Origin of the sequence: Luteitalea sp., assembly GCA_009377605.1 — a bacterium.
Classification (GTDB): domain Bacteria; phylum Acidobacteriota; class Vicinamibacteria; order Vicinamibacterales; family Vicinamibacteraceae; genus WHTT01.
Window position 1 is genome coordinate 1 of sequence record WHTT01000055.1, and the last position, 21,089, is coordinate 21,089.

Genomic DNA, 21,089 nt, shown 5'->3' on the forward strand with positions numbered 1-21,089 from the left:
CTGCTCGCGCTGCTATCCGGGTTCTTCGCGGTGGTTGGCCTGGTGCTTGCCGCCGTGGGACTGTACGGCGTGTTGAGCTACTCCGTGGTGCGGCGAACGAAAGAGATCGGCATCAGGCTGGCACTCGGCGCGCAGCAACTCGCTGTCGTGCGGTCGGTCGTCGCCGATGCCGGCATCACGATACTCATCGGCGCAGCGTGTGGCATGGCCGGCGGCCTCTATCTCGCGCGCTTCGTGAGAACGCTTCTGTATGAGGTCGAGCCCTTCGACTTCTGGAGCCTTGTCCTGCCGGTCGGCTGTCTATTGTGTGCGGGCGCGCTGGCCGCAGCACTACCGGCCCGGCGCGCCGCGTCTGTCGATCCCGTCGTGGCACTTCGGCACGAATAGCAGCCTGCTGAGCCTCCGCGCAAGCTCCGTGCCGAGCTCGCCCCGGGGCGAGCTCGCCCGCGAGCGCTCGGACTACCCCCGAAAGCCGTGCGCGGCGAGCTGCACCGTCAGTCCATCCGGATCCGGAAAATAGATTCGATTGTCCGTGACACGCGGCTGAATCCCCTGCGCCCGGAGCTTCTCCGCCGCCCCGCCGGCGGTGTAGTCTTCGACCGAATAACAGTAATGGTCCATGCCCGGCGACTCGCCGCGGAACAGCGCCACGAAGTGCTCGCCGCATCTCAGAAAGCAGTTGTTGGCACCTTCCCTCATCACAGCCATGCCAAGATGCTTGATGTAGAAATCTCTGGACCGCGGAATGTCGGTCACGCGGAGCGCGATGTGGTTCAGGCCCGCGGCCTGGAACGTGCTCGAGTCTTGGGCTGCAGCAACGGGGACGCGACCCGCAGCTGTCGCGGTCACCAGGGCGGTAAGCCCGCCGATTGCTTGACGACGGGAGATCTCTCCACGTTCGAGGCACTCGATCAGTCTTTCGATGATCGTCTGCATGGCGACACTCCTTCTGGGGTCTTGACAGGTTGAGCGGTTATTATCGATCTCGAGGATCAACGAATGCCAGAGACGATGCAGTCGAATGCCACCACGTTACAATTTCTCCTCAATCGCCGCAGCATCTCCGCGCTGGTCGAGCCAGGGCCGACGCAGGAACAGTTGAGCGTCCTGCTGCGCGCAGCGACGACCGTCCCGGATCACGGTTGCTTGCGTCCGTATCGCTTCGTGGTCGTGCCGCCGAACGGTCGAGAAGCCTTTGGCGCGGCGCTCGTCGCCGCTGCGGAAGAACAGCGGCCAGACCTGCCGCCAGAGGCTCGCGAGAAGATCCGCAAGAAGGCGTTCGCCGCGCCGACGCGGATCGTGCTCATCGCCTCACCGCGAGACGATGAGAAGGTTCCGGAATGGGAGCAGATTGCCTCGGCATCCTGCACGGGCTACGCGATCGTGCTGGCTGCGCTCGCCCAAGGGCTCGGCGCCGCCTGGAGGAGCAGCCCCATCGTCGACGGCACAGCCTTGAGGGAGCTGCTTGCGATGCAGCCACGCGAGCGTGTGCTCGGATGGATCAATGTGGGAAGTCCCGCGGTGGTGCCCACGACGCAGGAACGGCGACCGCCTGACTTGAGCACATGCGTGACGGTCCTCGACGCTGATGGTAAGCGGCAATTCTTGGCGGCGACCGTCAAATAACCGCGTCGGGGGGCGGCATTCCACTCACAGCTCGTCTCGGAGGCGGTTGACCAATTCCCGCGCCGCACGTTCCCGCGATCGGCTCAGGGACATTCCGTGGAATTGGCATGTATGGTCGTGGCTGGCCGCCTGCCGGACATCCGTACACGATTACTTGTCGATCTGCATCTCGGTTGCGACGAAGGCTTTCACGCCTGGCACGCCCCAGACGCGGAGTCGCGCGGGGCCACCCTCTTCCGCCATGTCGAGCGTGAATCGCAGGAAGGGGCAGCACTTTCGTTCCATCTCGACCCACGCCATCACGGTCGACGGCGCGACAGCCGTGGTGTAGTGAAACGTGTAGCCCTCGGCATCTTCGGTCACCTGCGCTGTTGCTCGCTCGAGCGTGGCGCGAAGCTCCCGCTGTTGCTTCCGTTCGTCTGAGGTGAGCCCGTCGAGCCGGCACACGAAGACGGGCTGCTTGGACGATGCAGTTTGGTCCGACGAGGGGTCTGTCTCGCCCCGCGGCGGCAACACGGACGCGGCGGCGACAGCGACGAGCCCAGCGGCCGTGAGTACGGTTACGATGGTCATTGTGTTCACTCCTTCCGGCGCCCGTGTCAGGAGGACGCCGTAATCGGAGCGTACGACGTACAGCGCGCTTGAGGTCAAACACCAGGAGGAACCGTGCGAATTGGGGAAGTGGCAGCTCGGACGGGCGTGAGTCCCGCGACCTGCCGATACTATGAGCGATACGGTCTGCTGCCTCGCCCGGCTCGGCGGGCCGGCAAACGTGACTACGACCCCGCGGCCGTGGCACGGCTCGCGCTGATCCTGTTCGCGAAAGAGGCCGGCCTTTCGCTATCAGAGATCCGCGAGCTGCTGCGGCCGGGCCCCACACATGAGCGCTGGCGCGAGGCCAGGAGGCGAAAACTGGAGATGCTACGCGATCTGGAGCGCCTGCTGCGCAAGCAGCGCCGCCTCCTGCACGCCACGACCGAATGCGTCTGCACAACACCGGAGGAGTGCGGGCGTGCGACGAGCGCTCTCCTGGATCGCATCCCGAGGTATCAGGGGACAGGCCTGTAACGTGCGGCAAGCAGGCCAGTCGCTGCTGTGAGGTCGATGTCCGCGATCAGCAATCCTTCCTCACCATAGGGCTGGTAGCTGAGTAGTGTCCCGTCTGGACCAACGATCGCCGACGTGGTCGGTGACCCAGCACTCGCGAAGTTGACGATGGCGAAGTAGCAGTATAGCGAATCGAAGCGATTCCTCACTTCGACGCGAAGTGGTTCTCAGGCGGGCGCATGTCGATCGAGGCGCAGAAATAGCCGCACACGTTCTACTTCCGCCTCCAGCTCTCGGCGGAAGAGGCGATCAGACGGCTGCGACTCGACGTATCCGAACGAGGCGTGGAGCGACCCATTCTGCTGCGACAGATTGCCCCAACCAATCACCTGATCACGCCACAGCAGCGGCAGCGCGTAGTAGCCACGCTTGCGCTTTGCCGCCGGCGTGTATGCCTCGAACCGGTAAGCCCATCGCCAGAACAGCTCGAAGCGCCGCCGGTCCCACACCACAGGGTCGAACGGCCCGAGCAGGTGCACCATGTCCGAGGGCTGACCGCGCGGCACACGCTCTTGCGACGGCCAGTACCAATCGTGACCGTCGACGCGCGCACACGCTAGCCGCTCCTTGACCCGCTGCAGTGCTCCCTTCAACTCGTGCTGCCACTGCGGTACGGCGTACCGCAGCCGGCTGACGAGAGTCGGCAGCGACCGCCCGGGCAGCGGCGCGTAGAGGCTCGTCGCCAGGTCGACCAGCGCGTCAATCCGCTCGCGGCGGCCCGCTGCGTCCATTGGACCTGCGGGATGCTCGCGCGCGGCATAGACGCGAATGCCGCCCTCTCGTCGTGCCACCCGCAGAACGCCGCGCCGATGCATCAGGTCGAGCAGATGCGTTGTCGCGGCCGACGAGCCGCCCCAGTAGTTCGTCACCCTGCCGTGCGCGAAATGGCCGTCCACCTCGCGCGGGTGCACCTCGCCGCGCTCACGTACGAAATCGAGCAGCGCCCGCACGCGTTTACCGTGTGCAGAGGGCCAGCGTGCGGTGGCGCGCGGGTGCATCAGTGCCTGGATGCGGCGCGGCACGAAGCCGTAGTTGATGAAGAAGTCTTCCTCGACGTCCAGCGTGGCGTAGCGACGTTCGAGGTCACCGGCGCGATAGTCCTTGACGCGATGCCGCAGAGTGAGATCCTGGGCTCGGGCCGGCGCTCGGATCGGGTCGGCCTGCACGAAGCCAAGCCGATCGATCGCACGCTTCAGCGTTGTCGGTGTACAGAGGCTGCGGGCAATCGCAAAATGTCGCAGGTCGTCGATCGTAATCGGCATGACTGGCGCGGTGTGGTGAGGGAGCCGAGGATTGCACAAGACCTCCCACAAATGGTCGTCAGGGCCCTGAAAGTCTCCGGTGCTGCATCACGAATCCTGACTGTAACACTACTCGTCGTCCGATGAACTGTCTCGAACGAATCGGACATCCCGCAGGCTCTCCCTCGTTCGTGTCGATGTCCGCCGTGTCGAACATCCAAACGGGTAGAATGACCAGTTGGATTGAGGTGACCACCGTATGAAGGTACTCCGGACCATCGCCGAGCTGCGCCACGCGCTCGCGGCGGTACGCGCCGGTTCGACCGTTGGCCTCGTGCCAACCATGGGCGCGTTCCATGACGGCCACGTGGCGTTGATGCAGGCCGCGCGTGAGGCGTGCGATGTTGTCGTGACGAGCCTGTTCGTCAATCCAACGCAGTTCGGCGATCCGAAGGATCTATCGGCGTATCCGCGGGACCAGGCGGAGGATGAGAAAATCGCTGTAGGGGCCGGCGTTGATTGTCTGTTCATGCCGAGCGTCGCCGAGATGTACCCGCCGGGCTATGCCACCTGGATCGAGGTCGAAGGGCCGGCGCGAGGACTCGAAGGCGACTTCCGGCCAGGTCACTTTCGCGGTGTGGCGACGGTCTGCACGAAGCTGTTCACGATTGTTCGCCCAGACGTCGCCTTCTTTGGGCAGAAGGATGTGCAGCAGGTGGCCGTGGTGAAGCGTCTGGTGCGCGACTTGAACCTCGAAGTCGACATTCGCGTGCTCCCGACCATTCGCGACGCTGATGGGCTCGCGCTGTCCTCACGGAACGCGCGGCTCTCGTCCGACGAACGGAAGCGCGCGCTGGCGATTCCGCGCGCGCTCGAGGCCGGGCTCGCGGCGCAGCAGGCAGGTGGCGACGTGATTGCCGCCGCCCGCACGGCGCTTGCCGATCTCGAGGTGGATTACATCGCGGTTGCCGATCTCGACGGCCGGCCCACGCTGGCGATTGCCGCCCGCGTGGGCGCCACGCGACTGATTGACAACGTGCCGCTGGACGAGCCCGCTGTTGGAGCGGAACGGGTGCCGTCGGCCGCCTCGAAGACTTTCGTAACAGGAGGAGATCCGACGTGACGACCCAGACACCGGTACCGGCATCAGCCGCAGGTCCGCGCGACGCGGCCGGCGCCGCCAAGCTCTCACTACCGGAGCTCACCGACCTGAAGCGACGCGGGCAGCGCATCGCGATGGTCACGGCCTACGACGCGCCGAGCGCGCGGCTCGCCGAGGCCGCCGGCGTCGATCTCGTACTGGTCGGCGACTCAGCCGCGATGACGATGCTCGGCCACGACGCGACGCTGCCGGTGACCATCGAGGAGATGTTGATGCTCACACGCGCCGTGACGCGCGGCGCGCGACGTCCCATTGTCGTGGCGGACCTGCCCTTCGGCTCGTTCCAGGTTTCAGACGAGGCGGCGATTAACGCCGCCATTCGCTTTGTCAAGGAGGCAGCGGCCGACGCGGTGAAGCTGGAAGGTGCCGGGCCCACGCTCTCGCGAGCTCGTGCGATTGTTCAAGCCGGCATCCCGGTGATGGGGCACATCGGACTGACGCCACAGTCTGCCATGCTACTCGGCGGGCTGAAGGCGCAAGGGCGGACGGCGGAGGAGGCCCACCGCCTGTGCGAGGACGCCGTCGCACTGGAGCGCGCTGGCTGCTTCGCGCTGGTCGTCGAAGCGGTCCCGCCACCGGTTGCAGCACGCATTACCGAGACAGTGACAATTCCCACCATTGGTATTGGCGCCGGCGCCGCGTGCGACGGCCAGGTGCTCGTGTGGCACGACCTGTTGGGCCTCTCCGCCGGGCACGTACCTCGGTTCGTCAAGCAGTACGCCGACCTCTCTGGGAGGATTCTCGAGGCGCTCGAAGCCTACGTCGCGGATGTTCGCGCTGGCAAGTTCCCCGCGGAGCAGCATACGTATTCGATGTCGGCAGAGGAGCGCGAACGATTCGAGTCGGATCTACCGCCTTCACGCCGGTAGGGCGCTACCGCGGCAGGCCTAAAGGCCTGCGCTACGGCTGTCAAAGCCACATGCGGCAATCTTCTAGCCGCCACCGCGCGAGGCATCGCCAAGCGTGAAGCGAGGCATCACGAAGCTGTACGCGGTGTAGCGCATCTCGCTCCAGGCCAGCTCGGGCAGTGGATATCCTGGAAACAGCGGGATTCGCACCGGCGTGAACTTGACACGAACGCGAATCGCAGAGCGTCCCTCCGTCAGCGCGCGCGGGATCAGAAACTCATAATCCCGAAATCGCCGGTTGGAGGTTTGCACCACGTGCTCGGTTGGGCCGAGCTCTTTGCCGTCGCCTGGGTTCGAAAAGACGCACGTGTTGGAGCCGGCCAGATACCAGGTGCCCGCTCGCTCCCATTCGAGCTCGCCATCTGCATCGGCGTCGCTGACGTAGACCTCGGCACGCTGATTGGGGAAGGCGTAATCGAGCTTGCGACGAAGCATGACGCCGAGGTTCGTCGGGTCGATCCTCAGTGTGAATTCCGATCCTGTCGTCGTGACGCGTCCGCGGTCCGCGCGCGCCGGATAGATCTCGCGACCCGTCTTCGCTTCGCTTCGGCGAGGCTCGCCAGGGCGCAACGCGTGAGGGCGGTCGTCCACGGTATCCGGCCCCCACTCGTATCGTGAGACGATCTCGTAGGGCTCCGAGGCGTCCGGCGAGGAATAGCGATGCGAGCGCTCGCTGGCCTCATCGCCAATGATCAGCTCGTCAGTCTTTACCACTGAGGCCGCCGGCAAGCCATACCAGTACGTGACGGTCTCGTAGTGCTCGGTGGAATCGTTGACGGCGCCGTGCTCCAAGCGGATCAGTGCATTCTTGCCAAACGGCATCAGATCGGCGAGCAGGAAGCGATAGGCGGAGTTGATCTTGTCTTCCGCGCTCACGGCGGTCTCGGCATCCTTGGCGCCCACGGGATGCCCCGCGAGCGGCAGCGTCATGTTGCTTCCACCCCAATAGTCGCCGCCGCCGCCCCATTCTTCGGTGCCGGTGCCATAAGCCTGAGGCGTCTGGCTGTCGTCGAAGAAGAAGCGCGGGTCGCCTTCGAGCGTGCTGAGCTTCGCCTCGTGCGAAAAGATGAACGACGTTCCAACGAAGCTTCCCGACCAATCTCCCCCTCCCTCGACCGCGCGCGTATCCAGCAGGACGAGATCCTTGCCCAATTCAGGAGCAGGATGATCGCGATAGGTGGCATGGAAGTAGCCGACGTGATTGGCAGGATCCGTATAAGGCGCGTAACGGATGCGCCAGGCGACGTTCGAAATCGCGGCTCCTCCTGGGCCCGACAGCTCGACGCGAGCGGACCGAAAGAACGGCATCGGGAAGTAACAACTCAAATGGACCTGGTCACTGTCGTACCGGATGACCATCGGCAGTCCCTTGACGAGATATTCACGATTGTCGCGGTTGTAGAGAGTGCCTGCTCCGAAGAAGAGGGAGATGGGGGCATCTATCGAGGCGTCGGGGCGATCGTCCCAAGTGACGCGTAGGCGCGCCCGAGAGAAGGCGAGCGCTTGCTCGCGTGGCACCGAGAGCTCCAACGCGCGCACCATCGACGGGCCACGGCTCGAGCTCCAGACCTCGCGTGACTCGGCCGCAGGCAGATCGATTCTGCCCGATTCCTCACGAACGCCAGCCTCACCCGCTCGCGGCGCGATGTCGCTGCCTGCGCTCCGGAGCAGCTCGAGAACGTCATCGTCTGGCGGCGTCTTGCCGTCCCAGCGTTTGATGGGCCGTGAGAGCCTCGCGCCGTCGACGAACTGATGGTAGATGTAGTAACCCGTTCCATAGAACGTCCGCGAATAGCCCATGCGAAACGACTTCTCAAAGCCGATCGGTACCCACATCAAATCTGCGCCCTTGGTGTGCGACCAGGTCCACGTCAAGGGGTTGGGGAAGAGATGTTCCGGCAGAAAGACCGAGCCGGGTGTCGGGTTGAGCGGATCAGCAGTGCTCGTTTCGCGGACGATGTGATCGACCTCGTCGACCTCGTAGTGCCAGGGGCTGCCATGCCAGTGGTTGTAGCGGGCGAAGTACAAGATGCCAGGGCCCGCGACATCGAGGGTCACGTTGTGGTCGTTTGCCAGCTGATAGAGGAAGTGCGACGCGTCGGCTGACTCATTGCCGCCGCGCCTGTCGTAGGTGCTCCGCATGTAGGCCCGGGCACCGATGCGCTGATAGGGCCAGCGGTCCCACATCCGATAAGCATCGAGGCCGACCGGAATCACCGGAGGCTCCTGCGACGACGCTTGTTGTCCGAGGGTGGCACTCGCCGCGAGCAGGATCAGAACGGCCGCGTGGGGCAGTGCGCGCGCTCTCTGCATGGTGCGGGCAGTGTATCGCACCTGGGAAGGTCGTTGGTCCTTGGTTCTTGGTGCGCCTAGTACGCTTCGTAGTTTCCGTACGCCAAAGCGCACCAAGGACCAAGAACCAAGAACTAATGAATCGGTTTCTGACTCTGCTCCACCGCGTCCCGCACGGACAACCGCACATATGCCTCGCCGAGCATCGTCACCAGCCGCTCGAACTCCGCTGGGGACAGCGTGAGCGTCAGTGGACCGAGGCGCAGATGGAGGCAGCCGTGCTCGCAGCGAATGACCGCCCAGTCGGACGCGTCGGCGAGCGTGTGCAGCGATGGGTGGTCCTGATGGTCCATGGTCCGTAGCCTCGAGTCGCTACCGATCGTAGCGAAGCGTCGCGCCGACGTACACCCGCCGGCCCTGCGACGGAAAGTACCGCGCATCCTGTTCGTCGAAGATGTTCTCCGCGCCGACGAAGAGCGCGACGCGCTCGCCGATGTCCTGCCCGACGCGCAGGTCCCAGAGCGGCAAGGCAGGCGCGTAGTCGTCGATGTGGCCATCGCTGTCGAGATCCGCGAACGGACGACGACCGAGGTACCGGCCGAAGAGGGCCACGTTCGTGCCGGTGGACATGGAGTGCACCGAGACGCGGCCCTTGACGCTGTCTTTCGCGCGCGACGCCAGGGGCTCGTCCGTCTCGATGTCCTTCGCGTCGAGACGCGCGTAGCTCAACGAGGCGCTCAGCCACTGGCGAGGCGTGACGTCGATTTGCGTCTCCGCACCGCGGGTGCGCGCCTGACCGACGTTGGCCGTCTGAAACGTGAGCAGGCCGCTGGCAGGGTCTTGTGAGGCAAAGACACTGTCGATGAGATCGTCGATGCGGTGCTGGAACAGCGTGACGGCAACGCGCGCACGCTGGTCCCAGAAGTCCACTTCCACGCCGGCATTGACGCTGCGCGATTCCTCCGGGCGCAGGTCGGGGTTGCCGATCACCTCGTATCCCGCGCTTCGATTCGAGAACGCAAAGTACAGATCCTTCAGCTCCGGCGCCTTGAAGCCTTCACCGTACGACGCGCGCAGGCGAATGTTGTCGGTGCCGTGCAGCAGCACCGCGAGCTTCGGGCTCCAGGCATCGCCAAACTGGTCGTTGTGGTCGTAGCGCATGCCGGCGAGGAGACGAACGCGGTCGTGAACGAACCATTCGTCCTGGAGAAAGCCGACGCCCGTCCGCACATCACGCTCCCCGCCCGTGATGCGATCGGACCGCATGTCTGCTCGCTCGAACTCGCCGCCGACGGAGACGAAGTGACGTCCGCCAACGGGCCGGTCGTACTGCGCCTCCACCTCGCCCAACGCTTCGCGCGTCAGGTCCGGCACCATGACGCTGGTCTCGCGGCTCACCTGTTCTAGGAGATGGCGATACCTGCTCACGTGTCCACGGACACTGAGGGTGCCGTCGGCAACGCCCGTCCGCAGCTCCGCCATGTTCTGCCATCGGCTGTCGAGCACCTCATCGTCTCGGAGGGCGCTCTGGGTCGCCGTGACGTCGGTCGCCGACTCGTCGTAATACCGGCTCATCACGCGGAGATTCGTGTGCTCGTTGAATTGATAGCCGACGCGGCCGTTGACGGCCGCCTTCCTGAAATCGCTACCGGTCGTCGACGGCTCGTCAGGAACGAGGTCATAGGCGTCTCGCGTGATGTGGCTGGCCGAAAGCATCGCGTTCCATGGCCCACGTCCACCACCCGCCGAGACCATGGTCGTCGAGCCGCTCATTGATTCGAACCGCTGATCCACGGACAGTTGCAGGGGACGCGTCGCCTGTCGCGTAATGACGTTGATGACGCCCGCGAGCGCGTCCGAGCCATACACGGCCGACGCGGCGCCCTTCACGACTTCAATCCGCTCGATATCGTCGACGAGCAGGTTGCCGACGTCGACGCTGCTGTCGATGCGGCCAATCACCTCCTGGCCGTCGACCAACAGGAGCAGGCCACGGCCGTCGATCCCTTGAATCTGCACGGTGTCGCCCGCGAGACCGGGCACGATATCCACGCCCGCTTGGTGAGGCAGCACGTCGGCGATCGAGCGAGCGGCAACCGCCCGGACCGTCTCGGCATCGATGACGTCGGTGTACACGGGCACGTCTTTCAATGGCCGTTCCGTTCGTGTGCCCGTGACCACCACCTGCTCGTGATGCTGCAGCGATGCCGAAGAAGAGCCGGGCGCCGCTGCCGCCTGCGCGACGACCCAGTCCGCCATGCGGTCGTCCGGCAGCAGCGTTCGGCCCTCCCAGGCGAACTCCAGATCCTCGAGCACGCCCGGAATCTGCTCCGCGACGCGACCCGGCGCCACGAGCAGGGGAATGACGAGCACGCGCTGGCGAGCGGCAAGCGTGGCGACCGACTCGCGAAGCTCGGCGAGCGCTTTGTCCTTCACCGGCTTTGGCGCATCATCCCGTAGGAGCCGGACGTCGACCGTCGCAAAAGGCACGTTGGCGCGGATTTGCTTACCGAGATTCTCGATCGTGTCGTGCCAACGTGCGGCGTCGTCATCCGCGTTGGGACCGTGCGCGACAATCACGAGCGCTTCATTGGCGGGATCGCGGCTCAACGCGCGGGCGCGGTCCGCGAGGATGTCGGCGACAATCGGGTGGTCGTCCATGGCGCCCGCAACGCCCGTGATCGTGGCCGGCCCACTAATCTGGGTGAGCTTCATGTGCTCGGCATGGGGATAGTCGTCGCGCAACCCTCCGATGAACCTCACCTGCTCGGCATGAGCGCTGAACGATGAGACGAACAGCGGCACGATGACGACCTGCTTCACGCCGGAGGCCACGAGCTTGTCGTAGGCTTGCTGTGGCGTCTGGTCAGGGATCCCCATGAGGAAAGCGGGCTCGGCGGGCATGGTCCGGCGCACCTGCTCGACCACGGTGTGGACCCGCGCATTCCACGTTTGGTCCGCCCCGTGAGCGATGAGCACGACGCCGGTCCCATCGGCAGCGGAAGCAGGGGCGGAGGGCGACTGGCCAGCGTCAGCGAGCGTCGCGATCGAGGCAAGCGTGAGGCCGGTCAGAAAAGAGCAAACGAGCCGTGGCACGGCACGCGTCATGGAAACCTCCAAGGCGACTAGTTGGCGATCAGGCAGTCGCAAGTGAGACTCAGTCTCAAGTGCGCCTACAAGGTATATCCGACCAAAAAGGTCGGGTCAAGGGAAAAAGGACCAAGGACCGTACGAGGTAAGCTGTTGTTAGACATGAAAGTGACCGCACAACGTGTCGAGGATCCCATCTCCACGCTCGTTGCCGGCAGCAACGGCGATCCGTTTGCCGTGCTCGGCCCGCACGTCATCGAGCATGAGGGCGCTCGAGCCATCGTCATCCGGAGCTTCCAACCTCGCGCGACCGCCGTGGATGTCGTTCGTCTGGACTTGTCGGAGAGCACGCCGCGGTCGATGACGCGCCAGCATCCGGGCGGCCTCTTCGAGGCGATATTGCCCAACGAGGACGTCGTCTTCCCGTACCGGCTGCGCGTGACGAGGCCGGACGGTCGCCGCGACGAGATCGACGACCCCTACCGTTTCGCTCCCGTGCTCGGGGATCTCGACCTGCACCTGTTCGGCGAAGGGCGACACCTCCGGATCTTCGAGCGTCTCGGGGCGCACGCGATGGTCATCGACGGCTGCGCAGGCTTCTTCTTTGCCGTGTGGGCACCCAACGCGCAGCGTGTCAGTGTGGTGGGCGATTTCAACAACTGGGACGGCCGTGTGCATCCCATGAGGCTCCGTATCGGCAGCGGCATCTGGGAGCTCTTCGTTCCCGGGCTCGGTGAGGGCCGGCGATACAAGTACGAGATTCGCACTCCCAAGGGCCGGCAGGTGTTCTTGAAGGCGGATCCGTACGGTGTCACATCGGAGCAACCGCCGGGCTCGGCTTCGCTCACGCTCGGTCCCAGCCGCTACGAGTGGCAAGATGACGCGTGGATTGCCGCCCGGGCCGAAGGGGGTGGGCGGTTCGAGCGACCCATGGCCATCTACGAGGTCCACCTCGGGTCGTGGAAGCGGCGGGACGATGGCGGGTATCTCACGTACCGGCAGCTGGCGGCGGAGCTCGTGCCGTACGTCAAAGAGATGGGCTTCACGCACATCGAGCTGCTGCCGGTGCTCGAGCACCCATATGCGGCCTCGTGGGGATATCAGGTCACCGGCTTCTTTGCCCCGACGAGCCGCTTTGGAACGCCAGACGACTTCCGGGCGTTCGTCGATGCTTGCCATCAGCAGGGGATTGGCGTGCTCCTCGACTGGGTGCCGGGACATTTCCCCAAGGATGCGCCTGGCCTGGCGCGCTTCGACGGTACTTCGCTCTACGAGCACGAGGATCCACGGCTGGGCGAGCACCAGGATTGGGGCACGCTCATCTTCAACTACGGCCGCCACGAGGTGCGCAACTTCCTGCTCGCGAGCGCGCTGTATTGGATCGAGGAGCTCCACGTCGACGGGCTGCGGGTCGATGCCGTTGCATCGATGCTGTATCTCGACTACTCACGGCCGCCGGATCAGTGGCTGCCGAACAAGTACGGCGGGCGGGAGAACTTGGAGGCGGTGGACTTCCTCCACGAGCTCAACAGAATCGTTCATGGCGACTATCCTGGCGTGCTGACCGTCGCGGAGGAATCCACGGCGTGGCCTGGCGTCAGCCGGCCGGTACACCTCGGGGGGCTTGGCTTCACCTACAAATGGAACATGGGATGGATGCACGACATCCTGAGCTATATGAGCAAGGAGCCGGTGCACCGCCGTTGGGAGCACACCCTCCTGACCTTTTCGATGCTGTACGCGTACCACGAGAACTTCATCTTGCCTTTCTCCCACGACGAGGTCGTGCACGGCAAGCGCTCGCTCCTGGACAAGATGCCCGGAGACGCCTGGCAAAAGGCGGCGAACCTCCGGGCGTTGTACGGGTTCATGTACACGCACCCGGGCAAGAAGCTGCTCTTCATGGGCTGCGAGCTCGGTCAGTGGCTGGAGTGGAACCACGACGCCTCGCTGCCGTGGGACATCGTCGACGAGCCGCCGCACAACGCCATTCGCCAGTGGGTTCGCGATCTCAATCGTCTGTATCTGAGCGAGCCGGCGCTCTATGAGTGCGACTACGATCCTCACGGGTTCCGTTGGATCGACTGTCACGACGCGGACCACAGCATCGTGTCGTTCATCCGATGTGCGCGGGACGAGCGAGATTTTCTCGTCATTGTCCTCAACCTCACGCCGGTGCCGCGCGAAGCGTATCGTATTGGCGTGCCCCGCGGTGGTAGCTATCGCGAGGTACGGAACAGTGACGGCGCCGCCTACGGGGGGAGCAACCTGGGGAACGCTGGACAGGTCGAGGCCCAGGCCGTCCCGGCGCATGGCCACGAGCACTCGCTCGCGCTCACGCTGCCGCCGCTGGCGGCGTTGATCCTCAAGCCAGCATAGCCGTCAATGAAGGTGATCGATGCCCTGGCTGTTCAAGGAAGAGCCGTTGAATTACAGCTTCGATTCGCTAATGGAGGATGGTGGCACCACATGGACCGGCGTGAAGAATCCGGTTGCCCAGCGGCACCTGCGCAGCGTCAAGCAGGGTGACCAGATCTTCTACTACCATACCGGAAAGGAAAAGGCGATCGTCGGCATCGCTCGGGCATCAACGGATGCGTACCAGGATCCTGGAGACAAGACGGGCAGAGCGTACGTCGTCGACGTGCAGCCGGTCAGCCGCCTGAAGCACGGCGTGACCCTTGCCACGCTCAAGGCACATCCGGCGTTTGCGAGCCATCCCATCGCGCGTGTGCCACGGCTGTCGGTGATGCCGATCAGCGCGAGCGAATGGCAGATCGTCGAAACGCTGAGCAAGGACTCGAGCACATGACCGATTCGCCTGTTGCCTTCACCGAAGGCTACTTCGACGCCATCGTCGAGCGCCGCTTGGACGACCTGTTGAAACTCTACGAGAAGTCGAACGAGATGTTGGTGTTCGACGAGGGGCCCGGATGGTCGTTGGTTGGCTATGACCGGGTGGTAGCGAGCTGGCGCGAGTTCTTCGGCGGGAGCCTCGTGCTGCGCGGCTGTCGGTGGGTCGAGCCGCCGGTCAGCGAGATGGCCGGAGAGCTCGCGTGGGTGGCCGGCACGATCGGGCTCGAGCTTCAAGTGGGCGATCTCGTCAAGCGGGTCAAGGTCCGCGGGACGCTGGTGCTCCGGCGCGTCGATGGGCACTGGCGCATCGCCCACGAGCACTTCTCCCAACCCTCGGCCGATCCCTACCAGCACGGCGACTGGCTTTCCCCCGCGCATTGAAGGCAGTGGTCAGTGGTCAGCCGGTTGACGATCGCTTGGGGCTAGCGACGAGCTACCGCCGGGACGTGATGCTTGCCACCGGCGGTTGGTCGATCGGCTGGCCCCTGACCACATCCGATGGCGGATCCGATCCGTCCAACCGCGACGGCGTCCAGCTGCGCGACCAGGTCACATCGTGGCATCGAGCACCTCAGAAGGAGAATTGACCGCCCGTGCTGGTCATATCTAATCGATTAGATCGACGCTCGTGGGAACTGGCTCGACGTACTCGAACTCGATGCGCGTCACCTCGATCGCTGTGGTCGTCAGGCGGTGCCTGCGCAGGAACCGTGCGATGAAGTCATCCCTCGACCAGCACGGGAATCCTTCGCGAGGGAGCTCGTCTTCGGCGTAGCGCGCGTCCTCGATGAGGCGTGCGAGCGGCTCGACCCGGACGTTCTGGACCCGGAGGATGGCCAGCCGGCGGACGGGCCCAGCGCTCCTCGATCCAGGTGCCTTGTCGACAGCCTGGATGAGCTCGTTCGGCTTCAGGAACCGCCAGCCCAGGCGGCGCGTCACGGTCTTCATTCCTGCGCGTACTTCGGACGCGGCATGCGAGAACGACATGCGTCGCATTGGTCTCCTCTCTGCAGGTCACGCGCCGGCGGAACACGACCGTCGAGATCCTACGTCTACGGCCGTAGACGGCCTGCGACGATATGATCCCTTGCCCCTTGCCGCCCCCCAGTTTTTGACCTGCTCCCCCGAAAGGCCGGATGCCAGCGTCCCTCAAGGTAGGGAGAGGTGGCACCAGCCGCGCGCTCGCGCCGGCGATGACCCGTTTCGCCGCGTGGTGATAGTTGCGTGTAATATCGTAGCACGTGTGCGAGTGTTACGACGTGCCAAGCCTCACGGCCCGGCGGCTCGCCGGTCGTCGCCAGCAACTCGTCGCGCAGCTCGCCGGGCTGGGCCCTGCTCTGCGGGCGTCGTTGATTGAACGGTTCACCCAGTGCGGCAAACCCGGATGCAGGTGCATGCGGGGCGAGAAGCACGGGCCCGCCAGCGACCTCACCGTGAGCTACGCCCAGGGCAACACCCGGCAGGTGTATGTCCCCAAAGATCTGCGCCCGCTCGCTGAGCGGTGGGTCCGCCATGACCACCACGCGACGACCCTGCTCGAAGAGATCTCGAGCATTAATCTCGACCTCATCCGGCGCAAGGACCCGGATCCCCACCGCTCGGGTGGATCCCCATCGTGGTCGATCAAACGACCATGCGCGGGACGCCCGTCATCATGGCCGGCGTCCCCGTCGCGCACCGGATCCTGCCGGTCGCCTTCGTGTACTACGAGTATCAGACCCTGCGCACGAGTCAAACCGCGATCGAGGACGAAGACCGGCTTGCAACCGGGCGGCAGGATGCGGCGATCAGGAGGAGCGGCGACTCCTCGACCACATGTTGGCTTTTGCGCAGGGTGGCGTAGTCGCAACAGGCGAAGGCCACGGGGAGCACGCGGTGGGCCACGCGCACGCCGGCCAGGATCACCGGCGTCCCGCGGATGGTGGTCTGATCAACCACGATGGGAATCCAGCCTTGCGGGGCCGGGCCGAGGGCGAGGCGGACGAGCAGCGGCGTCATCACGGGACCGTCGAGGGCGGCGTTACGCAGCAGGCGATAGAGCCGCTTCGAGCGGGCCTTTTCGGATTCCTCAAGCGGCACGGTGCGCGACAAGGCGCAGAGCGTCAGCCAGCCAGAGGGCCGCTGCGGGCGCCGCGGCGGTGAAGCCGACGCCGCCTGCCGTCCGGCCGCCGCGGTCGAGCGCCTCGCATCGGCCAGCGCCCACAGGCCATCACGGTTATTGAAGGAGAACGACAGGGGACATTTCTATTTCGTTCAGAACGGGGACATTTCTATTTCGCCTTGACAAGTCCCAACAAGTCCCAACAAAAGTCTTGACAAATTGATGTCGACGTTATAAATACCCTGGACAATACTTTGTGCAGCATACATAATATATTCTACATCGACTTTAAGCCCTGAAACAGGAGGAGGAAGCGTTGAGAAAGACTACGCTTGCATTGCTGGGCTTAGGTTTGTTGGGGGCGCCTTGCGTGTGGGCTCAGGAGCAGTCGCCGTTCTCGAACCGGTTCTTCGAAGTCAAGCAGTACTCGCAGGAGGAGAACGAAGCGATTGTAAAGAAGTTTCGGGGACCTCTGGTGCGGACGACCGACGTGGCTGACGCGCTGCAGATGGTCGGACTGCACGGGGTCACCCTGATGGACCGTGACATCGACCCCATGTGGATCGACAACGAGAAATTCAGCCACGTCATCTACGGCGTGGCCATCACGCTACGATTGGTCCCTCCGCAGGAGCGCGCTCCGGCCCGGGCGTTCTCCTCCGACGAAGAATTTCAGCAGTGGAAGCGCGAATGGTCGGGGCGCTGGATGGGCGGGGGGCTCTCGGTCCACATCCAGCCCGACACCATCCTGGTCATCGATGCTCCGCTGCGGGCGGATAACGGCTATTGTGGTTCGAACAACGCCATGGGTTGGCTGGGGCGCGGCCTGCGGGGAATCGTCACCGACGCGGGCTGTCGCGACTCCGACGAGATGAGGCTCGAGGGGATTCCAGTCTACCAAAGGGAATCGACCCGTTGGATCAACCAGGGAACAATTGCGGTTGAGTCCTACAATCAGCCCGTCGTCGTAGGCGGCGTTCTCGTCATGCCCGGGGACGTTATCGTCGCCGATCTTGACGGCGTCGCCGTGGTGCCTCGCGCCAAAGCGGAAACCGTGGCCGCCTTCGCGCGCAAAATTCGGGAAGACGACAATGAGGGGCGTCGTCGTCACTACGAGAAGATGGGACGGCCCTTAGATTTCACATTCCGTCTGGACCGCGATCCTTAGACTCGTCCCAAGGAAATCGAAGGGAGGAGAGATATGTCTATTCACCGGACTATCTCATGGCTCGCTATCAGTTTCTGTTTCTGCTACACCGTCGTTCCCGTGACGGCCCAGGAAACACGCGGCACGATCATGGGACGTGTGGTCGATCAGTCCAGGGCGGTGATCCCGGGAGCCGCGGTGCACGCCGTGAATGTCAACACCGGCGTGCGTACGTACGCCACCAGCAACGAGACGGGGGACTATATCCTTCCGTTCCTGATCCCCGGCACCTATACCGTCACGGTGGAGCTCGAGGGATTCAACACGTTTGTGCGTTCCGGCATCAATGTCCGGGTCAACGACCGCATCACCATCGACGCCGTGCTGGAAGTGGGAGAAGCCACGGAAACCGTGGAGGTGGTGGCTGACTCCCCCCTCCTGGACACCTCGACGGCGTCCATCGGCCAGGTGATCGACAGCAAAACGATTCTCGAGCTGCCGCTCAAGGATGGGATGGTGCTGATGATGGCCACCATGTCTCCCGGCGTCCTGAGCTTGGGCACCTCGTCCGGTTACGTGCGTCCGTTCGACACCAGCAACCCCTCCAATCTTTCGGTGGGCGGCGAGCGCACTCGAAGCAACTACTTCACGGTGGACGGGGCGCCCAACATGCAGCGCTCGGACGTCGCCTATTCGCCGCCGCCGGGTGTGGTGGCGGAATTCAAAGTTCAGACGTCCAACTTCGACGCCAGCACCGGTTTTATGTCCGGCGGGACACTCAACATGAGCCTGAAATCCGGGAGCAACGAGCTCCACGGACAGCTGTACTATTTCGGGCAGAATCCGGCCACGCAAGCCAACCAGTTTTTCTTCAATCGGGATGGCCTGGAGAAGCCCAATTTCCGGATTCACCGCTGGGGAGGCAGCAGCGGCGGCCCGCTGCGCCTGGGCGGCCTCTACGACGGCCGCGACCGGACCTTCTGGATGTACGGGTACGAGGGGATGTGGAGCTTCGATCCTTCTCCGTTTTTTGTGGACGCGGTGCCGACCGAGGCGATGAGAAGGGGCGATTTCTCGGAGCTGCTGGCTCTCGGCCCCGAATATCAGATCTACGATCCCTACTCCGCCAGGCGCACGGCGGATGGGCGAATCGTCCGGACGCCGCTCCCCAACAACATCATTCCCGAGGACCAGATCAATCCGGTCTCCCGAATGATCGCCTCGTTGTCGGAACTGCCCAACCAGGCCGGGACGGCCGATGGGGTGAACAACTGGCAGAAGGGCAAGAACGCCCAGGACAGCTACTACAATCATACGCTGCGCCTCGACCACGTCATCTCCGACCGGCAGCGGCTGTCCGGACACGGCTATCTCACCTTGATGGATCGTCCCGAGAACGAGCGGCACAACCGCGCCGTGGGTGACCGCTTCCGGCGTTGGAACCGCGGCCTCAGTGTCGATCACGTCTATACCGTATCGCCCAGTTTCATCGTGGACACACGCTACAGCTTCACGCGCTTTATTTCAGGATTTGATCCCTTCCAGATGGATTGGGATCTGGCGGATCTGGGCTTCGACCCGGACTTCATTCGTCAGGTCGAACAGGTCGATGGTCGCGCCCTGAGATTGCCCAACGTCCAGCTGCCCGGCTACGCCGACCTGAGCATCGAGGCGCTGAGGCGACAACACAGCAACATCCACGATGTCGCCGTGAACTTCACCACCCTGATTCGGTCGCACATGCTGCGCTACGGGATCGGGTATCGGGTCTACCAAGAGAACAATTTCAACCTCGGTGACTCGGCGGGCAGCTTCACCTTCGGCACGAACTGGACGCGAGGTCCGTTCGACACGTCCGGCTCCGCGCCGATCGGCCAAGACTTTGCCGCCTTCTTGTATGGGCTGCCGACCAGCGGCTTCTTTCCGATCAACGACTCCTACGCCGAACAGACGACTGTCCTGCCCCTGTTTATCCAGGATGATTGGAAGATCAGCAGCAAGCTGACGCTCAGCCTGGGCCTGCGTTACGAGCGGCACTCGCCCCTGACAGAGCGCTTTGACCGGACCGTGCGCGGTTTTGATCCTGACGCGCGAAGCCCGATCGAGGAGGTCGTGCGCGCCAACTACGCGGCGTCTCCGCTTCCCGAGCTCCCGCCGGATCAGTTCCAGGTGAAGGGCGGCTTGACGTTCGCAGGCGTGGACGGTCAGCCGCGCGCCCTGTGGAAGACCAACCACAACGTCATGCCGCGCATCGGGGTGGCCTATTCCCTCACGCCGAAGACGGTCCTGCGCGCAGGGTATGGAATCTACTACGCGCCGATCGGCACGGTTTACGCACACGTCGACCAGACGGGATTCGACCGCAGCACCGACTTCGTGGCCTCACGCGACAACGGACTGAGCTTTGTTGCCACGCTGGACAATCCGTTTCCGGACGGCTTTCTCGAACCGCTGCAAGCGGACGGGGGATTAGCGACCAACCTGGGCCAGAGTGTGTCGTACTTCTCGGAGAACCTGGCCAACCCCCGATCGCACCGCTGGCAGTTCGCTGTGCAGCAGGAACTGCCCGCCACGTCCGTCGTGGAGGTGTCGTACGTCGGCAACCGGGGGACCCGGCAGCGAATTGGTCGTGAGCTCAACCCGATACCGAGAGAGTACCTGAGTACGTCCCCGACGCGCGATCAGGAAGCCATTGACTTCCTGAACGAGAGATTTCCCAACCCGTTCTATCCCTTACTTCCCGGCACTGCGCTCGCGGGCGAGACGATCACGCGTACGCAGTTACTCAGGCCTTTCCCCCAATTCACCAGCGTGGAGGCCGACGTCAACGACGGGTATTCCTGGTATCATTCCCTGCAGACGCGCTTCGAGAAGCGCTTTTCGCAGGGGTTCTCGTCGTCGGTATCGTACACGTGGTCGAAATCGATGGAGGCCAGACAATTCCTGAATGATACCGATTCAGGCCCCTACGAGGTCATCTCCGACCAGGACCGCACTCACCGCCTTGTTTGGAATTGGATCTACGAATTGCCGTTCGGCCGGGAACGTCGCTTCGGCACGAACTGGAGCGGCGTCGTCAATACCCTGTTCGGCGACTGGCAGCTCCAGGGCATCTTTTCGATGCAGAGCGGGATCCCGCTCGGTTTCGGGAACGCGATCTTCACGGGAGACTTGAACGATGTTCCGCTTCCCTCGGACGAGCGCACGGTGGAGCGCTGGTTCAACGTGGATGCGGGCTTCGAGCGCGACTCACGCAGGCAGTTGGGGTCGAACATCCGAACGTTCCCCCTTCGCTTCAATGGAATTCGCAGCGACATCCAGAATAATTGGGACCTCTCGCTGATCAAGAACGCGCAGCTCACAGAGGGTGTCCGGCTGCAATTCCGGGTCGAAACGATCAATGCCCTGAACCACCCGCAGATGTGGACGCCGAATACGAATCCAACCAGCAGTGCTTTTGGGCAGGTCTCGAGAGAGTGGTCGTGGCCCCGGTTGTTTCAGTTTGGCGCCAAAATTCTGTTTTGATCGGGGTGTCCGGGGGTGTCTCTAGGTCCCCGGG

Annotated in this window: 19 protein-coding genes and 1 pseudogene; 10 read left to right on the top strand and 10 right to left on the bottom strand. The window is 63.9% G+C overall.

The window, feature by feature from the left end; all coding sequences use genetic code 11:
- Positions 1–387: an FtsX-like permease family protein gene (locus GEV06_17810; protein ID MPZ19752.1), complete on the top strand. Its 387-nt coding sequence runs from the start codon at positions 1–3 to the stop codon at positions 385–387.
- A 72-nt stretch (positions 388–459) separates the two neighbouring features.
- On the opposite strand, the gene GEV06_17815 is transcribed toward GEV06_17810, so the two are convergent.
- The gene (locus tag GEV06_17815; GenBank protein ID MPZ19753.1) at positions 460–936 is read right to left on the bottom strand and encodes a hypothetical protein; all 477 of its coding nucleotides are present in this window, start codon (positions 934–936) and stop codon (positions 460–462) included.
- Between the two features lie 63 nt (positions 937–999).
- On the opposite strand from GEV06_17815, the gene GEV06_17820 reads away from it, so the two are divergent.
- Complete coding sequence (locus GEV06_17820; protein ID MPZ19754.1) at positions 1,000–1,626, top strand: nitroreductase; 627 nt, start codon at positions 1,000–1,002, stop codon at positions 1,624–1,626.
- Between the two features lie 150 nt (positions 1,627–1,776).
- On the opposite strand, the gene GEV06_17825 is transcribed toward GEV06_17820, so the two are convergent.
- A complete protein-coding gene (locus GEV06_17825) occupies positions 1,777–2,199 on the bottom strand; it encodes a hypothetical protein (GenBank protein ID MPZ19755.1) in 423 nt (140 codons plus the stop codon).
- Between the two features lie 93 nt (positions 2,200–2,292).
- On the opposite strand from GEV06_17825, the gene GEV06_17830 reads away from it, so the two are divergent.
- The gene (locus tag GEV06_17830; protein MPZ19756.1) at positions 2,293–2,694 is read left to right on the top strand and encodes a MerR family transcriptional regulator; all 402 of its coding nucleotides are present in this window, start codon (positions 2,293–2,295) and stop codon (positions 2,692–2,694) included.
- Here GEV06_17830 and GEV06_17835 read toward each other — a convergent pair.
- Together GEV06_17835 and GEV06_17840 are read right to left on the bottom strand one after the other, a co-directional pair.
- Positions 2,676–2,855, bottom strand: a pseudogene (locus tag GEV06_17835) (carbon-nitrogen hydrolase family protein). The gene GEV06_17830 and the pseudogene GEV06_17835 sit on opposite strands and share 19 nt — an antisense overlap.
- A 45-nt stretch (positions 2,856–2,900) precedes the next feature.
- Entirely contained in the window at positions 2,901–3,995 is a 1,095-nt protein-coding gene (locus GEV06_17840) for a winged helix-turn-helix domain-containing protein (protein ID MPZ19757.1), read from the bottom strand.
- A 238-nt stretch (positions 3,996–4,233) separates the two neighbouring features.
- Here GEV06_17840 and GEV06_17845 point away from each other — a divergent pair, with 238 nt between their 5' ends.
- Positions 4,234–5,097, top strand: a complete 864-nt coding sequence (locus tag GEV06_17845; protein ID MPZ19758.1) for a pantoate--beta-alanine ligase — start codon at positions 4,234–4,236, stop codon at positions 5,095–5,097.
- On the top strand, positions 5,094–6,005 hold the full coding sequence (gene panB, locus GEV06_17850) for a 3-methyl-2-oxobutanoate hydroxymethyltransferase (protein ID MPZ19759.1): 912 nt from the start codon (positions 5,094–5,096) through the stop codon (positions 6,003–6,005). The genes GEV06_17845 and panB overlap by 4 nt, the downstream gene beginning before the upstream one ends.
- Before the next feature lie 63 nt (positions 6,006–6,068).
- Here the strand turns inward: panB and GEV06_17855 are convergent, their stop codons facing one another.
- The 3 genes from GEV06_17855 to GEV06_17865 all read right to left on the bottom strand — a co-directional run bounded on the left by GEV06_17855 (position 6,069) and on the right by GEV06_17865 (position 11,444).
- The gene (locus tag GEV06_17855) at positions 6,069–8,357 is read right to left on the bottom strand and encodes a DUF2961 domain-containing protein (protein MPZ19760.1); all 2,289 of its coding nucleotides are present in this window, start codon (positions 8,355–8,357) and stop codon (positions 6,069–6,071) included.
- A 113-nt stretch (positions 8,358–8,470) separates the two neighbouring features.
- A complete protein-coding gene (locus GEV06_17860; protein MPZ19761.1) occupies positions 8,471–8,689 on the bottom strand; it encodes a hypothetical protein in 219 nt (72 codons plus the stop codon).
- 19 nt (positions 8,690–8,708) lie between these two features.
- Positions 8,709–11,444 carry a TonB-dependent receptor gene (locus GEV06_17865; protein ID MPZ19762.1) on the bottom strand — a complete coding sequence of 912 codons (2,736 nt, stop codon included), beginning with the start codon at positions 11,442–11,444 and terminating at the stop codon, positions 8,709–8,711.
- 144 nt (positions 11,445–11,588) lie between these two features.
- Here GEV06_17865 and glgB point away from each other — a divergent pair, with 144 nt between their 5' ends.
- The 3 genes from glgB to GEV06_17880 are packed head-to-tail and all read left to right on the top strand — an operon-like array spanning position 11,589 to position 14,663.
- Positions 11,589–13,805 (top strand): 1,4-alpha-glucan branching protein GlgB, encoded by a 2,217-nt coding sequence (glgB, locus tag GEV06_17870; GenBank protein MPZ19763.1) that lies wholly within the window; start codon positions 11,589–11,591, stop codon positions 13,803–13,805.
- 19 nt (positions 13,806–13,824) lie between these two features.
- The gene (locus GEV06_17875) at positions 13,825–14,238 is read left to right on the top strand and encodes an EVE domain-containing protein (protein ID MPZ19764.1); all 414 of its coding nucleotides are present in this window, start codon (positions 13,825–13,827) and stop codon (positions 14,236–14,238) included.
- Positions 14,196–14,663, top strand: coding sequence for a DUF4440 domain-containing protein (locus GEV06_17880; GenBank protein MPZ19765.1), 468 nt, complete (start codon positions 14,196–14,198; stop codon positions 14,661–14,663). The genes GEV06_17875 and GEV06_17880 overlap by 43 nt, the downstream gene beginning before the upstream one ends.
- Positions 14,664–14,888: 225 nt before the next feature.
- On the opposite strand, the gene GEV06_17885 is transcribed toward GEV06_17880, so the two are convergent.
- From GEV06_17885 to GEV06_17895, 3 genes are all read right to left on the bottom strand, one after another.
- Complete coding sequence (locus tag GEV06_17885; GenBank protein ID MPZ19766.1) at positions 14,889–15,278, bottom strand: ASCH domain-containing protein; 390 nt, start codon at positions 15,276–15,278, stop codon at positions 14,889–14,891.
- A gap of 56 nt (positions 15,279–15,334) precedes the next feature.
- Positions 15,335–15,877 (bottom strand): hypothetical protein, encoded by a 543-nt coding sequence (locus tag GEV06_17890; GenBank protein ID MPZ19767.1) that lies wholly within the window; start codon positions 15,875–15,877, stop codon positions 15,335–15,337.
- 136 nt (positions 15,878–16,013) lie between these two features.
- Positions 16,014–16,373, bottom strand: coding sequence for a hypothetical protein (locus tag GEV06_17895; GenBank protein MPZ19768.1), 360 nt, complete (start codon positions 16,371–16,373; stop codon positions 16,014–16,016).
- A gap of 326 nt (positions 16,374–16,699) precedes the next feature.
- On the opposite strand from GEV06_17895, the gene GEV06_17900 reads away from it, so the two are divergent.
- Together GEV06_17900 and GEV06_17905 are read left to right on the top strand one after the other, a co-directional pair.
- Positions 16,700–17,551 (top strand): RraA family protein, encoded by an 852-nt coding sequence (locus GEV06_17900; protein MPZ19769.1) that lies wholly within the window; start codon positions 16,700–16,702, stop codon positions 17,549–17,551.
- Positions 17,552–17,584: 33 nt separating this feature from the next.
- On the top strand, positions 17,585–21,055 hold the full coding sequence (locus tag GEV06_17905) for a hypothetical protein (GenBank protein MPZ19770.1): 3,471 nt from the start codon (positions 17,585–17,587) through the stop codon (positions 21,053–21,055).
- Positions 21,056–21,089 lie beyond the last annotated feature (34 nt).